Consider the following 14,285-nt stretch of genomic DNA (forward strand, 5'->3'; position numbering starts at 1 on the left):
AAAAAACCGCAGCACTGGCTGCGGTTTTTTCATTTTTGACAAGGCTTCTTAGAACAGCTCTTGTGCCACTTTGAACAGATCCTGGCGAACCGGACGTTTCATGTTCTCGATGCAGTCGATGATGTCGTGGTGTACCAGTTGTTCTTTCTGAATACCGACACAACGACCACCATGACCTTCCATTAGCAAGTGAACAGCGTAGTTACCCATACGAGATGCCAGTACACGGTCAAAGGCGGTTGGACGACCACCACGCTGGATGTGACCCAGTACAGTCGCACGGGTTTCACGACCGGTTGCGGATTCGATCTCTTTAGCCAGTTCGTTCGCATCCATCATAAGCTCAGTCAGCGCAATGATTGCGTGCTTCTTGCCTTTCTTGATGCCGTCTTGAATGTTCTCAATAAGCTGAGCGCGATCCAAACCTGTTTCAGGTGTAATGATGTACTCACAGCCACCAGCAATAGCAGACATCAGAGTCAGGTCACCACAGTGACGACCCATGATTTCTACGATAGAAATACGCTGGTGAGAAGAAGAGGTATCACGCAGACGGTCGATGGCATCAATAACCGTATTCAGAGCAGTCAGGTAACCGATGGTGTAGTCTGTGCCTGCGATGTCGTTATCGATCGTGCCTGGCAGACCGATACATGGGTAGCCCATTTCTGTCAGCTTTTTCGCGCCCATGTAAGAACCGTCACCACCAACAACAACCAGAGCGTCGATGCCGTGTTCTTTCAGGTTTTCGATCGCTTTTTCGCGAACTTCTACTTCTTTAAACTCTGGGAAACGTGCAGAGCCAAGGAAAGTACCACCCTTGTTGATCACGTCAGATACGCTGCAGCGATCCAATTTCTCGATACGGTTTTCGTATAGACCCAAGTAGCCGTCATAAATACCGTATACTTCTAGCCCTTCAGACAGTGCTGTACGTACCACGCCGCGAACTGCTGCGTTCATGCCTGGTGCGTCGCCGCCACTTGTCAAAACACCGATCTTCTTAATCATGCTCACCCTCTGATATCTGGGAATTTAATCTCTAATTCTAAATGCCATTATCGGCGAAATCTTATCTTATTCACGTTATGTTACACTTCCGCTCCACAAAGGAATACACAACGAAATAATGAAACTTTTCTACTTATGAAAGAGTATTACAATTATGCTATTAAACTTTGTTGATTCACATCACGTTCAATAGCGGTTTGTGTGGTTTGCACAAAAGATAGCTAATTCTCTTCCATTTGTCTTCTTTCTTTCGCGGTTCGTAATAATTAACTTAATAACGTACGATCCTCAGATTATTCAGCTTCAGGAACAACAGAAAGTGGATCTTGGTGAATCAGAATGTCACCTTCGGGGAATCTTTCGAGCAATTTATGTTCAACGGCTAAAGAAATGCGATGCGCTTCAATGAGCGGCATGTGATCGGCTAACTCCAGATGGAGCTGAATAAAGCGAACAGGGCCCGACATTCGGGTGCGAATCTGGTGAACCCCCTCCACGCCTTCTACCGAACAGGTAATGGTACGAATATCTTCAATTTCTTCATCAGGAAGCTGCCTGTCCAGCAGAGACTGAACCGCCTCATAGACCATGCGAATCGCGCTCGACAGAATGAACACGCCAATACCAATGGCAAAGATGGCATCCGCCTGTCCCATGCCATACCAGCTTAGCCCAAGTGCCAGTATGATGGCGGCATTCATATACAAGTCGGATTGGTAATGCAGAGAATCTGCCGCAATGGCCTGGCTGCCTGTTTTTCTGACGACGTGTTTTTGGAAAGCCACCAGCCCGCCTGTTACAAAAATGGCAAATAAGCTGACGTATACGCCCAGTTCTGGAGATTGCAGTTCATGCGGTCGGAAAAAGCGGTCGACACCATTTAATATCAGGAAACACGCCGATCCCGAGATAAACATCGCCTGTGCCAATGCCGCCAGTGATTCGGCTTTGCCGTGTCCGAACGAATGCTCTTTATCTGCTGGCTGAAGAGAGTAACGAATCACAATCAGATTCACTACCGAGGCTGCGATATCCAATAGTGAGTCAATCAATGAAGCCAGTAAGCTCACCGATCCCGTTACCCACCATGCGGCAACTTTAACGATAAGAAGCAGGCTTGCTACCACTGTCGCCAGCCATGCTGCCATGGAGACGTATTTTGAGTATTCAGATTTCATCATGCCAAATTGCTGCTGTTATTTTATTTTTATGTGTTCAAATTACTTTAATTTTTGCTGTGGCACAAAAAAGAGGTGATGTAATTCGTCACAGATCGCCAATCGCCCTCTAATTTCGGTAAACCAATGAAAAATAAGGAACAGCAAACCGTTAACTCAACAAAATCCGTTTGTTTTATAAGTAGTTTTAAAGCCGGTCACAAATTTCACTACTGCATTGAAAATTGAATTGAAATTCAGTGAACGAATTATAAAGTCTCAACGAAACTCACAAACGATATGTACATATATGCTTAATAAAAAAACAATGGCTTCTCTTTTGTTAGTGGGCCTATCAACAACGCTAGTAGGCTGTGCAACGGTTCAGGGCACAGTAACCGAAAACCAGGACGGTACGTTCAACTCCTTCTTCTCAGACGATGACAAAAGCAACGCAATGAGAGTGGCTAGCAGCGATACCAAAGCAACCTGCGAAAAACGCTTCGGTGAAAACTCTCACCCACTGGTTATCAATCAGGATGTTAAAACCATTCTTCCTGAAGAAATCAAAACGGGTAACCAGGTCATGGATTCATTGGTGAAACTGGGTCAAACCTTAGAAGATCCAAACTACAAAGCAACCTATGAAGTGACCACACAATTTAAGTGTTCCGCTTAAATCAGAATTGCCTCAAGGTCAGCTGTAATAGCTGACCTTTTTATTTGTAGTAATGGTTATACAGACTTTCTGTCTGACCGTTGCTTTTTAATTCCAACAAAGCTTGAGCGAACTGGTAAGCCTTACTGTCTTCCTGCATGAGAATAGGAAAATTCTCTTTAGTAACAGGATTGTTTTCTTTGAACTTCTTATTGGGTTTGCCCGAAAACCACTGGGACTTTTGAGAAAAACCAAGATACAGCGGCACGACTCCACCACAGCATTCCGGATGCAATTTTACTCCTGACACCTTGTTCTGTTTGAGTTGATACTCAAGTGTTGATTTGTTGTAGATGTAAAAATCCCCTCGGTTGCGCAGCAGAAAGTCGACCGCCTGCATTGAAGTCATCTCCGGTGGTTCTTTTACATGAATGCCCTTCACTCCTCCGGTGATATCTGGAGAGCCTCTCGCCCGAAGCAGTACTTTGCCTTTTAATTGTTTTAAATCCGTGATGTTTGGAAAATCTTCACGAGACACGCCAATATCGCCGCCGGGCAATCCGTTTTCGATAAAGTAAGCAAACGAGGCACGTTTTTCAGTCAGGTTAAATCCGGGGTAGAAATCGATCTCACCCCGTTCAAGCAGGTTAATGACTTTGTTTTTGGGAAGCCGGACGACCTGTAATTCACACCCCACCATTTCCGCCGCTTTTTGGTAAAGGTCCAGATACAAGCCTGAGTTGTCAGGAGCTCGGGCAATATTTGGTGGGCGCTCGTTAGTGCGATACCCCATTTTCAGAACACAGGTTGAATCGCCAGCCGTGGCAGGAAGAGATAAAGACATCAACCCCATCATCAATATTGGAAATACCACTCTCCACATCGTTTGGTTAACCCCTATTCAGAACCGATACCAAAATCATAGACAACAAAGTTTTTATATACCAAACACACAAGACAGAATGCAGAAAAGCAGCCTGATGGCTGCTTTTCTGTGCTCATGTAAACAGATACGAATTAGCTGTCTTGCTGACGCTCTGCAAATTTCTCGGCGCATTTTTCAGCACGTTCCTGCTGTAGCTCCTGCAGTTTAGTCTTCTGCTCTGCAGTTAAAATGCTCATAGCTTTGTGTTGCTGCTCAAGCATTTTTACGCGTTTTTCAGTCTGTGCTTCTACCATTTGAGTCGCCAGAGCCTGAGCTGCATTTTCGTCAAAGGTATCGGCTAGCAAAAGTTGCTGAACCTGCTGCTGGTGTGCCTGCTTCTGAGCAAACATTTCCGAAGACTTACCTTTCATATTGCTTCTTGCGTCTTCACGCATCTGCTTCAGTTGTGCTTTCTGCTCATCTGTCAGGTCGAGCTTACGCATGACTCGCTTGTCCAGACCAACACCGCATTTTCCACCAAATTCGTGTCCACCTTTATGGTGACCTTTACCACCAAAAGCCATTACGCTTGCACTGCCTAAAACCAAAGGAAGAGCGGCTGCCATCAGTACCATTTTCTTTGCTAGTTTCATAATTCTGTCCTCGATCGTCATTGGAAAACTGTTGCTTTCGAGCTGCGTTTGCAGCGCTTGAGGATAGAATAAGACGCGGGTTGTAAAGTGACGTTTAGAAAGCGTAAATCAACGTAAAGAGTTCTGGTTGCAGATAATTTGTGAGTATCATGAGAATAGAAGACGCGTAACTGAGGTGACCATGGCACATATCTTATTAGTAGATGACGACACTGAATTGACCAGCTTATTGAGTGACATTCTGACGTTTGAAGGCTTTGAAATCAGCCAGGCAAACGACGGACAAGCGGGGTTAGACGCCGTAGATGAAAGTGTTGATCTGATTTTGCTGGATATCATGATGCCTAAACTCAACGGCATGGAAATGCTGAAGAAGCTGCGTGAAAACTGGCAAACTCCTGTTTTAATGCTGACCGCAAAAGGGGAAGAGATAGACCGCGTGATTGGTCTTGAACTGGGCGCAGACGACTACCTACCCAAACCCTTCTCAGACAGAGAGCTGATGGCTCGTATACGCGCGATTCTCAGACGCACACAAAACAACGATTCCAATGGCAATAAAGAACCGGATTGTACCGCTTATCAGGATCTCAAAGTCTACCCGGGGAAACAGGAAGCCTACTGCGGCGATGCCTTACTCGACTTAACCACCACAGAATTTGCTCTGCTCAGCCATTTTGTCGCTAACCCCGGAGAAACCTTAACTAAGGAGACACTCAGCCTGGATGTACTGGGGAAACGTCTTGCTCCGTTTGACCGCGCCGTCGATATGCACGTTTCTAATCTGCGCAAAAAGCTCCCGTTGAGAAGCGACAATAAACCCAGAATCAAAACCCTGCGCGGACGTGGTTATATGCTGGTCGAGGCTGGCTAATGCGTATTCCTTTGTTATCAAGCCTGTACGGACGAATATTCGCGATTTTCTGGCTAACCATGCTGTTGGTTCTGATTGCTGTGTTGATTGCTCCGAACTTCGACCCGCGACAGCCACACGATATTCCACCGGATCATCTGGATCGTATTCAAGAGTCGGTCACCAAGCTCGAAAACCGCCTTCGCAATTACCCAGACATTGAGCAGCTTGCCAGAAAACTGGCTAATCGAGACCATCACGGTAAGCGCCCGTTAATTTACTTAACGGATTTAGAAGGCAACTTGCTGACCAGAGAACGAGGTCCAATCCGCAAAGCATTACAAAACTTCATCACTCAATCGAATCTGACCGATATCACGCCCCAGCAAAAACTGTACGGTCGACTGATGGTAGCGGGTCCGTTTCCAGTGACGCTTTCTGGGCAGAATCTATTGCTATTCAGCACTGCAAAGTGGAATCAGCCTCCCCCTTTCTTGCTACAACTGTTTGACCGCCCGTTGCAGTTGTTGTTTGTCGTCATGCTCGCCAGCACCCCACTCCTGCTTTGGCTTGCATGGGCACTAAGCCAGCCTGCACGCAGATTAGAAAAAGCCGCCAAACGAGTCGCTAAAGGAGAATTCGTTGCCGACCCAGATTTGGAAAAAGGCACAAGGGAATTCCAGCAAGCCGGCACCAGCTTCAATCAAATGGTATTAGCCGTTGACCAAATGATCACCGGTCAGCAACGGCTTCTTTCCGACATCTCACATGAACTTCGTTCCCCGTTAACGCGACTGAGAATGGCCAATGCGCTGGCGACTCGCAAACAGGGAGAAAGTGACGAACTCAAACGCATCGATACCGAAGCTGAGCGGCTGGAAAAAATGATCGGCGAATTGCTGGAACTTTCACGCATGCAAATCAATAGCCATGAGGATCGCCAGCATTTAGACGTGGCAGATTTGTGGGAAGAAATTCTTAAAGACGCGCAGTTTGAAGCGGAACAGAAAGAAAAAACGCTGACCTATACTTCACTGCCAAACGTCAGTGTGCACGGCAATCCTAACCTTTTGATGAGTGCGGTGGAAAACATTGTGCGTAACGCCATTCACTATGGTGAAAGCACCGTCTCTGTATCATTTGCCGTTGAGCAATCGACCTTACAAATTACGGTGGACGACAACGGCAGCGGCGTACCTGAAGAAGAACTGCAGGACATATTCCGCCCCTTCTATCGAGTATCCACCGCCCGAGACCGCCATTCAGGCGGAGCGGGTCTTGGCTTAGCCATTACGGAAAGTGCCATTCGACAACACAACGGCACCATAAAAGCCAATGTCAGCCCTTTAGGCGGCTTGCAAGTGTGCATTACCTTACCTATCAGCTAATTAGACTTAGGCGCTACTTATTCCAGCAGCGTCTAAGTCCTTACTATTCACAAGTTGATAACGAAAACAATTATCACTAACATTGTTGTACATTATCTAGGAACCCCAAGATTCCCTTGCTCGGTTAGCTGGATGAATAATAAGGAGAGTAATAATGTCACACACATTCCCAGAACTGCCGTACGCATACGACGCACTGGAGCCGTACATCGATGCTAAAACCATGGAAGTGCACTACAGCAAGCACCACCGTACGTACTTTGACAAGTTCACGGCAGCCATCAAAGGTTCTGATCTAGAAAACCAATCTCTGGAAACTATCTTTGATTCAATCTCTAGCCAGACTCCAGCAGTTCGCAACAACGGCGGCGGTTACTACAACCACGTTGTTTACTGGAACTGCATGGCTCCAAACGCTGGCGGTGAACCACAAGGCGATCTAGGTGCGGCTATCACTGAAACATTTGGCAGCTTCGAAGCATTCAAAGAAGCATTTGCTCAAGCCGCTATCAACACCTTCGGTTCAGGCTTTGCGTGGCTGATCGTTAAAGATGGCAAACTAGTGATCACGTCAACAAGCAACCAAGACAACCCACTAATGGACGTTGCAGCAGACCGTGGTGAACCAGTACTGGCACTAGACGTGTGGGAACACGCTTACTACATCAGCTACCAAAACCGTCGCCCTGAGTACATCGATGCTTGGTGGAACGTGGTTAACTGGGATGCAGTTGCACAAAACTACGCAGCAGCACTAGCTAAGTAATATTGCACGTAAGGCGACATACCGCCTTACAGTATTGAAAGAGTAAGCACCTTGCTTGCTCTTTTTTCTTCCCCCATAATGCCTTTCACTCAATTTATTCATAAGATTTGTCATGCTGGATATCGTTTTATTTGAGCCAGAGATCGCGCCGAATACGGGCAACATCATCCGCTTATCCGCCAACTGTGGTTCCAACCTTCATTTGATTGAACCGTTAGGATTTGATTTCGAAGAAAAGAAAGTCAGACGTGCCGGCTTGGATTATCACGATCTGGCGCGTGTGAAGCGCCACGCCAACATGGACGCCTTTATTGAATACATGGATGCGCAAGGCAAAGACTACCGCCTGTTTGCGTGCACCACTAAAACCACAGGGCGTCACGTCGATGCCAAATTTCAGGAAGGCGATGTATTAATATTCGGACCTGAATCGCGTGGTTTACCCGCAGAATTCATTGAAAGCTTGCCAATGGAGCAACGCATTCGCATTCCAATGATGCCAGACAGCCGCAGCTTAAACCTCTCCAATGCTGTTGCCATCATCGCATTTGAAGCCTGGCGTCAACTGGGCTTTGAAGGCGCAGTGTAAACTGGTGAAGCTATAGCGATACTCGATTTCAAAGTAACTTACCAAAGACTTTTAGCCGCAGGCGAATCCATAAGAATTGCGATAATCGCCTGTGCAATAAAGATAGCTGTGATGCTAAATTTATCGCCGAAAGATGGCGTCATACTGGAGGAAAAACTTCTTAGCTTTTACTGCCGTTATCGGTTGACGTAATCTTGAGATCCACTTCTGTTACTTCAAAGTATTCCGGTGTCTTTGTGATCACTTTTACTTCACTAGGAACAATGCCAAGTACATCCAAAGTTATTATTAAAAACGTATGCCCAAAATGACATGCGTTGGTTGTCTGTTGAATCTTGAATCGTTTGTTAACTGGTTGTTTATGCGGAATATTCTTGATTGTACTCAACAGAACCCATCGTCAACTTAGAGATAGCACCGTTTGGTTTAAAGTAGTCCGTTAAGTCCAATTCTGTAGTATCAGTTGAATATACGACATCTACGCTATAATTGCCTACGGTATAGAAAAGATGGGCATATTTCATGGTGCCATCTTTTAGCGTGAATACTTGAATATCAGACAAGGCGCAATAGCTAGTAGACTTTCCATTATCACTACGACGAATTTTTATATACAAGTCAGGACAGTAGGATTGAGTAAGAATACTGTTTGCAAGATTAGATAAATCCAACTTCAGTTGTGCATCTTGGACTGCGCACCCAAAAATTTTACAGAAAAACAGATGCACGTTAAGCACATGCTCTTCGATTTTTTCACCATAAACTGTGGTTAAGTCTATCTCTTCACCAACTTCAACTACATTACCAGCAAGGAATGAAGATAAAATATCCCAAGAGTAATCATGAGGCTGTGTTAACGCCCCGTTACAAGTAGCACAGATACTTTTCTCAAACTTCAATGCTTCGGCTTTTAAGCTACCAATAGGTCTCTTTTTAATACCACTAACCCGATGATATATTGGGGTCTTTTGATTTACCGTACCAGCAACAGCACGCTGTAAATCCGTCTTTTTTATCATGTGCTCACCACTATCAGCGTGAGCACCACAAATCCAACAATCTGACATTTTCTACCTTTGCTAAAACCAGTTAACGCCTTGCTAACGGGCGACAACGCTTGCCACCGAACTTGAAAAGTGTGTCTTAAACACGAAACTCAAACTCTGAGTTGAAGCCGCCAAGCGTTAGGAGTCCCTGTTGAGCAACTTGTTAGCTGCTACGTTTGCGGCATTACTAACCAAAAATTCTCGAACGTCTATGAGTTGGTTAATTTGAAGTATTTCCCTAACCCTTTTTTTGACCTCAACCACTGTCGATTCTGCATTTTTTATGTTCGGTTCCCCAATATTCATAAGGTTACTGAACTCATCAAACATTTGTTCAATTGCTTTTGACCGCGTTTCGTCGCGGTTTTCAGAACCAGATAATGCTTCAACCAAACCTGAATTTGCACCAATATTTCTTACTGCTTTCTCAAAAGGCATGAGCTTTTCCTCAATTTGAGGTGTTATCCATGCGGTATATTCAATGCGCAGAGTATAGAGGTTCCCTGCGTGTTCTAAAGCCTCTCTTGTTGGACCTTCTCTAGTTAGAGTAATTACTAACTGATGGACTTCCGCCAGGTACTTCTCACAGAACTCAACGTGTTTATCAAAAACCGTGTTTGCCATATGGGAGGTGGCACCTAGATTGAATAATTGCTGTCCTTGTTGTATCTCAAGATTTCTCTGATGTTGCGCATTATCTCGAACAAGCTGAAATAGGGCAGCTACTAAACCTCCCACACCTGGAATAGAAGCCATACCTTTATAAACATCAGTAATTGGAGCAAAAAATACTAAGCCAAATGACATACTAACTATGACAATGACCCCTACCCAAAATGCTTTTTTCAATGTACACGACCTCCTAGTACAGCTAACGTCTTGTTAACAGGCTAAATGTAGTTGCCTAAACTGAGCGACGAAGGAGCAAAAGCAAACTGTATTTAGTCCTTGTTTAACAGCTTGTTAGCTGTAGTTTAATGACTATTGTACTCATTTATTGCTTGTTGAACTAACCTACTTGCTTCATCAAAGTCAGTCTCTGCGAAATAAAAATCTCTAAATTTGAACTCTGTAGAGTTTGGTTTGTTGACTACGGTTCGGAATCTTTGGATTTTTGAAAGCTGCTGACTTGATTGAATACTATATTTTTTGCTTATGAAACTTAGTTTTTTCATAAGCACATAGTACCTTTTACACTCTTTCTCTGTTTTGTTCTTTTTAGCTAGAAGATTCAATATAAGGCCACCAATCACCGTTGCGCCAGTACTGACAATTAACGGCAAAACAATTTGAGCAGTTACCTCAAGAGAGCCATTTTTAACCTCTAATCCTGATATCTCAATCTTCTCTTTAAACTGTTTATTTACTTCCCTTTCAATTTCGAAAAGCTTATTAGCGTATATCAGATCGGCTATCTCATTCAGATCATCATTTGACAAAAACTCAGAGTGGAAATCGATTTTAAATCCAAACTCCGCGAGCGCAATAAGTTCATGATGGCTTCTTTTTTTATGTTCAAACATCATATTCTAAATCAACCCTAATGATTGCAATTTTCGGAGACAGCTAACGCCCAATTAAGATGTGAAGCACGCTGACACTTCGCTAAATTTGGACACCTTAATCACTAAGCCTGACCCAAACCGAAAATGCCAAGCGTGCTGAATCACTCTTAAATTGTTTGTATGGATAATCTTTCCTGAATTCGGGTAATGTGAGACCCAGGCTTTAGCTGCAACTAAAGCTTTCTATAGGGTAGTTCGATTGAATGCTGGCTCCTCTGTTGAGAGACCGATAACAAACATGAACACCCCATAGGACTCCAAGCACAAACCTCGAATAGTCGACTGGGTCTCGAACCCGCATTTCGCAAGCAAGAGTTAGCTTATTATGAATACCAACACACTTCAAAGCATTAATATCGGCGTTGATACTGGCAAGGCGCAACTCGATATTTTTATACGACCACTTAATCTCTTTTTCACTGTGTCAAACAACGACAAAGGTATCAAAGACGCCATCAAGACGATAAAGAAGCACTCACCTGAGCGAATCGTCATTGAAGCAACCGGACGCCTAGAAATGCCTTTTGTTCTCGCATGTGCAGAAGCCAAATTACCTATTGTTCGCGCTAACCCCATCCACATTAAACGCTTCGCTGGAGCCATTGGACGAAGAGCTAAAAACGACCGATTAGATGCACAGCTTATCGTTCATTACGCAGAAGCAATCAAGCCCGACATCTCCATCATAAAAGCAGAAAACATACGACTGATGAGCGACTTAGTCATACGTCGCAATCAGCTACTCTCTATGCAAACAATGGAGAAGAACCGTATTCAGGTATTACCAAAATCTCTCCATTCGACCATCAAGTCAATGCTGACTGCCATGAAAAACCAGATTTCAAACATCGAGGATAAGCTGGTTAAACTCATCGAATCATGTCCAGACTATCAGACCAAAAACGACATCCTGCAAAGTGTTCCTGGCATTGGAAATATCGCAGTTGCATCAATAATCAGCAACGTTCCCGAGCTGGGTTACATCACCAATAAACAAGCCGCTTCCCTCATTGGTGTTGCACCAATTACCCGAGAAAGTGGGCGTTACAAAGGCAAACGAGTTATTCAAGGAGGAAGGGCGCAAGTTCGAACCGTTCTATATATGGCGATGATGTCTGCTATGCAGTGTAACCCCGTTTTCAAAGCGACTTATACCCGCCTCGTTCAATCAGGAAAACCGAAGAAAGTCGCTATCATCGCCTGTGTTCGTAAGATGGTTGTCATCTTAAACTCAATGCTGAGAGATGGCGTCATGTGGGATGAAAAAATAGCTAGGAACTAACTATTGACGCCATAGTCGTTTGTTAGATTTATCACCTACAGCCACTCTTCTTGTGACTTAACACGCCTGATACATCGAAACGGCTGTGATTCGTCCAGCGATATCGGTACAATAATCGAGTTGCCCTGTCTCTTTTGGTGATTTTATTAATTGAGGCATCGTCGGGATGATATAGAGCACCTGCGAGTAACCTACTTTTTTGGCTTTGGGGGCAAGAGGCTGACAAGTTTGCGTAGTTTTTGACTCTCACATGCCTCCTAGATTTGGGAGAAAATGCATGTTAAAAGACGAAGCTTATTTAAAACTACTAGATACCATAGAACGCAACACTAAGATCATGGTTATTTCAACTCTGGTGGCTCTTGCTGGAATTGCAGTAACACTAGCATCGGTCTTTGTGTAACGTACTTGGTGTATTTAGCATAGGAAAAGCTAAGTACCAAAAATCTACCTTCCCACTCCTGCGGTTATCCGTAGGAGTGCTTTCAATCCTCTCCAACGGTCACCGTACAAATCTAACGCCTTGCTAAGGTGCGGCCAAACCACGAAACCTAAGCAAAGCTACCGTAATCACTAAATTCAACCAAACCAAAAATGCCAAAGGTTAGCCGTCACTCTTAAGCAATTTGTTAGAATTTTATTTCGAAAACTCTATCACCCATAATGGGCTATATTCTTCATTTTCATTTGAATGAACATCTTCGCCGATAACTGCACTTACGTTAATTAAAGGTGTTTCTTCCATGCTCAATGCTATTGAATAAGGTTGTCGTGTTAGGGCTTCAGCAACTTTCAGTGCCAAGTTTTCAGGAAGAATGGAAAGTAACTGATGATATTTATTTGTATCAAAATCAAATGAGGTTGCTAAGTAATCGTCACCCCATGCGATATTCACACATGCGGTATAAAGACCATCTTGAACCTTCATGATCATTGGTAGCCCAATAGGTATGAAGGAATGTGGCATACCTACAGGCGCCCCTATTTTTTTCATGTATAACCCGAAGTCAGGTTTAAAGTTCAATAAATGAGGTTTGGTGAATGATATTGGACTCAGTTCCTTTTCTATATCATGCCACTTGTTTTCCCAATCAGAAATGTTCAAATGAAGCACTGGAGAAAGTTTGTTTACATCAAAAACTGCTATCTCTTTTCCGTTACATAATGCATATTTATGAGCCCTTATATCTGGGTGAATCGCATAACTGAAAGCTTGCTCGACATTTTTACCACTAAGAATATTTTGGTTTGGGGCTTTAGCATCCAAAATCCATCGATGATCGTTATCATCAACCTCAAGTAGGTAGTCAGGAATAATTGATACTTTGTGTGCTTTAGTGCCAATGTAAACATATGGATGAGTTAAAGCACGACTTCTAACCATTTTATGGCTGCCGACGACTTTATAGCCCAGACGTCTCAATAAGGGCGCAACAATATCTTCCCTAACTGCATCCTCTTTATATTCAGGATCATTCAATATATCTAATTCAAATTCATCGAACACAATTATCTCCAAAATTCTAACGCCCTGTTAAGGTGTGAGCAACGCTATTCCGATGCCGCCGCATACCACCTTAAACACTAAACGCAACGCATAGTAAAAATGCCACGCGTTGCGAATCACTCTTAAACAGTTTGTTAGGCGATTTCACTGTAAACTCAACTTTAATAAATAAATGTAATCAAAAAATAAAAAGCCCAGAACAGTTAGAGCTAAGCCGTACACTAGCATTTCCAGTCTGTCTGAGAGCTTTAGTGCGGACATATGTTCCTCTCGAAGTTGTAACAATTCTGGACTTGTCAAGACGTCATAGGAAAACTCTTCTGCATTTTCACCAAAACAACGGTCGAACTTTTCTACCATTTTTATCTCATATGACTCAAGGATACCTTTATCAGCATTTTTCATAAGTATGTATGACTTAGCATCGCGCATTGAAAAGCTTAAAAAGCGTTCATTAGAATCTTTTACGTACTTGTGTACAATCTTAGATATAGCTTGCTTTTCTTTTCTTAAACTCTTTGTGAAAACACGAAAGGCTCTTCTTTTACCCAATAATACGAAGAGCCCTATTATGACGATATCTTTAACCAAAAATGGAACTTCAAATGGGAGCCATGATGTGAAGAAGTCAAACACAGGATGTAACCATAAGTGCCAGTACGTTGATATAGTATGAACAAACAACAATATGTAAGAAAGCACATGGTCTAAGCCAATGACACTAGCTTTTTCGACTAAATAAACACCAAATTGTTTCCACGAATTCAAATCATCGAGTACGTTTATAAGCCCTAAAACTGACAAAAAACCACCGACTAACTGGCTGGCTCTTTGCACAATTAGCTTTATTTTATTTTTATCGATCATAATATCTCATTTTACTTGTCGCCTAACGCCCTGTTAAGGTGTGAGCAACGCAATACCGATGCCGCCGCATACCATCTT

Annotated in this window: 16 protein-coding genes; 7 read left to right on the forward strand and 9 right to left on the reverse strand. The window is 43.6% G+C overall.

What is annotated here, in order from left to right; all coding sequences use genetic code 11:
- Window positions 1-48 precede the first annotated feature (48 nt).
- Both pfkA and fieF read right to left on the reverse strand, forming a co-directional pair.
- Complete coding sequence (gene pfkA / locus INR79_RS16670) at window positions 49-1,011, reverse strand: 6-phosphofructokinase (RefSeq protein ID WP_004399830.1); 963 nt, start codon at window positions 1,009-1,011, stop codon at window positions 49-51.
- Between the two features lie 293 nt (window positions 1,012-1,304).
- Window positions 1,305-2,189, reverse strand: a complete 885-nt coding sequence (gene fieF, locus INR79_RS16675) for a CDF family cation-efflux transporter FieF (protein ID WP_223097044.1) — start codon at window positions 2,187-2,189, stop codon at window positions 1,305-1,307.
- 307 nt (window positions 2,190-2,496) lie between these two features.
- Between fieF and INR79_RS16680 the strand changes: the two genes are divergently transcribed.
- A complete protein-coding gene (locus INR79_RS16680; RefSeq protein ID WP_022551759.1) occupies window positions 2,497-2,847 on the forward strand; it encodes a hypothetical protein in 351 nt (116 codons plus the stop codon).
- A 40-nt stretch (window positions 2,848-2,887) separates the two neighbouring features.
- Here the strand turns inward: INR79_RS16680 and INR79_RS16685 are convergent, their stop codons facing one another.
- The gene (locus INR79_RS16685; RefSeq protein ID WP_262415356.1) at window positions 2,888-3,670 is read right to left on the reverse strand and encodes a substrate-binding periplasmic protein; all 783 of its coding nucleotides are present in this window, start codon (window positions 3,668-3,670) and stop codon (window positions 2,888-2,890) included.
- Between the two features lie 173 nt (window positions 3,671-3,843).
- Window positions 3,844-4,344, reverse strand: coding sequence for a CpxP family protein (locus tag INR79_RS16690; protein ID WP_004399826.1), 501 nt, complete (start codon window positions 4,342-4,344; stop codon window positions 3,844-3,846).
- Window positions 4,345-4,525: 181 nt separating this feature from the next.
- Here INR79_RS16690 and INR79_RS16695 point away from each other — a divergent pair, with 181 nt between their 5' ends.
- The 4 genes from INR79_RS16695 (at window position 4,526) to INR79_RS16710 (ending at window position 7,940) form a co-directional block, all read left to right on the forward strand.
- Window positions 4,526-5,218, forward strand: a complete 693-nt coding sequence (locus tag INR79_RS16695) for a response regulator (RefSeq protein ID WP_004399825.1) — start codon at window positions 4,526-4,528, stop codon at window positions 5,216-5,218.
- Entirely contained in the window at window positions 5,218-6,585 is a 1,368-nt protein-coding gene (gene cpxA / locus INR79_RS16700) for an envelope stress sensor histidine kinase CpxA (protein ID WP_223095176.1), read from the forward strand. The genes INR79_RS16695 and cpxA overlap by 1 nt, the downstream gene beginning before the upstream one ends.
- Before the next feature lie 154 nt (window positions 6,586-6,739).
- The gene (locus INR79_RS16705) at window positions 6,740-7,351 is read left to right on the forward strand and encodes a superoxide dismutase (RefSeq protein ID WP_223095178.1); all 612 of its coding nucleotides are present in this window, start codon (window positions 6,740-6,742) and stop codon (window positions 7,349-7,351) included.
- A gap of 112 nt (window positions 7,352-7,463) precedes the next feature.
- Complete coding sequence (locus INR79_RS16710; protein WP_223095180.1) at window positions 7,464-7,940, forward strand: tRNA (cytidine(34)-2'-O)-methyltransferase; 477 nt, start codon at window positions 7,464-7,466, stop codon at window positions 7,938-7,940.
- A gap of 359 nt (window positions 7,941-8,299) precedes the next feature.
- On the opposite strand, the gene INR79_RS16715 is transcribed toward INR79_RS16710, so the two are convergent.
- From INR79_RS16715 to INR79_RS16725, 3 genes are all read right to left on the reverse strand, one after another.
- Complete coding sequence (locus INR79_RS16715; RefSeq protein ID WP_223095182.1) at window positions 8,300-9,007, reverse strand: hypothetical protein; 708 nt, start codon at window positions 9,005-9,007, stop codon at window positions 8,300-8,302.
- Window positions 9,008-9,124: 117 nt separating this feature from the next.
- Entirely contained in the window at window positions 9,125-9,835 is a 711-nt protein-coding gene (locus tag INR79_RS16720) for a hypothetical protein (RefSeq protein WP_223095184.1), read from the reverse strand.
- A gap of 125 nt (window positions 9,836-9,960) precedes the next feature.
- Window positions 9,961-10,512, reverse strand: a complete 552-nt coding sequence (locus tag INR79_RS16725; RefSeq protein ID WP_223095187.1) for a hypothetical protein — start codon at window positions 10,510-10,512, stop codon at window positions 9,961-9,963.
- 364 nt (window positions 10,513-10,876) lie between these two features.
- Between INR79_RS16725 and INR79_RS16730 the strand changes: the two genes are divergently transcribed.
- Both INR79_RS16730 and INR79_RS28140 read left to right on the forward strand, forming a co-directional pair.
- Window positions 10,877-11,833: an IS110 family transposase gene (locus INR79_RS16730; RefSeq protein WP_223095189.1), complete on the forward strand. Its 957-nt coding sequence runs from the start codon at window positions 10,877-10,879 to the stop codon at window positions 11,831-11,833.
- Between the two features lie 277 nt (window positions 11,834-12,110).
- A complete protein-coding gene (locus tag INR79_RS28140) occupies window positions 12,111-12,236 on the forward strand; it encodes a hypothetical protein (protein WP_262415357.1) in 126 nt (41 codons plus the stop codon).
- A gap of 234 nt (window positions 12,237-12,470) precedes the next feature.
- On the opposite strand, the gene INR79_RS16735 is transcribed toward INR79_RS28140, so the two are convergent.
- Window positions 12,471-13,340 carry a type I restriction enzyme HsdR N-terminal domain-containing protein gene (locus INR79_RS16735; RefSeq protein ID WP_223095191.1) on the reverse strand — a complete coding sequence of 290 codons (870 nt, stop codon included), beginning with the start codon at window positions 13,338-13,340 and terminating at the stop codon, window positions 12,471-12,473.
- A 144-nt stretch (window positions 13,341-13,484) separates the two neighbouring features.
- A complete protein-coding gene (locus tag INR79_RS16745; protein ID WP_223095193.1) occupies window positions 13,485-14,207 on the reverse strand; it encodes a hypothetical protein in 723 nt (240 codons plus the stop codon).
- Window positions 14,208-14,285: the final 78 nt, after the last annotated feature.

The organism is Vibrio sp. SCSIO 43132 (assembly GCF_019904195.1).
Lineage (GTDB): Bacteria > Pseudomonadota > Gammaproteobacteria > Enterobacterales > Vibrionaceae > Vibrio > Vibrio nigripulchritudo.

Excerpts from the sequence above, each read along its gene's own strand:
- pfkA (WP_004399830.1), bottom strand. The coding sequence starts at position 1,011 with ATGATTAAGAAGATCGGTGTTTTGACAAGTGGCGGCGACGCACCAGGC.
- fieF (WP_223097044.1), bottom strand. The coding sequence starts at position 2,189 with ATGAAATCTGAATACTCAAAATACGTCTCCATGGCAGCATGGCTGGCG.
- INR79_RS16680 (WP_022551759.1), top strand. The coding sequence starts at position 2,497 with ATGGCTTCTCTTTTGTTAGTGGGCCTATCAACAACGCTAGTAGGCTGT.
- INR79_RS16685 (WP_262415356.1), bottom strand. The coding sequence starts at position 3,670 with ATGTCTTTATCTCTTCCTGCCACGGCTGGCGATTCAACCTGTGTTCTG.
- INR79_RS16690 (WP_004399826.1), bottom strand. The coding sequence starts at position 4,344 with ATGAAACTAGCAAAGAAAATGGTACTGATGGCAGCCGCTCTTCCTTTG.
- INR79_RS16695 (WP_004399825.1), top strand. The coding sequence starts at position 4,526 with ATGGCACATATCTTATTAGTAGATGACGACACTGAATTGACCAGCTTA.
- cpxA (WP_223095176.1), top strand. The coding sequence starts at position 5,218 with ATGCGTATTCCTTTGTTATCAAGCCTGTACGGACGAATATTCGCGATT.
- INR79_RS16705 (WP_223095178.1), top strand. The coding sequence starts at position 6,740 with ATGTCACACACATTCCCAGAACTGCCGTACGCATACGACGCACTGGAG.
- INR79_RS16710 (WP_223095180.1), top strand. The coding sequence starts at position 7,464 with ATGCTGGATATCGTTTTATTTGAGCCAGAGATCGCGCCGAATACGGGC.
- INR79_RS16715 (WP_223095182.1), bottom strand. The coding sequence starts at position 9,007 with ATGTCAGATTGTTGGATTTGTGGTGCTCACGCTGATAGTGGTGAGCAC.
- INR79_RS16725 (WP_223095187.1), bottom strand. The coding sequence starts at position 10,512 with ATGATGTTTGAACATAAAAAAAGAAGCCATCATGAACTTATTGCGCTC.
- INR79_RS16730 (WP_223095189.1), top strand. The coding sequence starts at position 10,877 with ATGAATACCAACACACTTCAAAGCATTAATATCGGCGTTGATACTGGC.
- INR79_RS28140 (WP_262415357.1), top strand. The coding sequence starts at position 12,111 with ATGTTAAAAGACGAAGCTTATTTAAAACTACTAGATACCATAGAACGC.
- INR79_RS16745 (WP_223095193.1), bottom strand. The coding sequence starts at position 14,207 with ATGATCGATAAAAATAAAATAAAGCTAATTGTGCAAAGAGCCAGCCAG.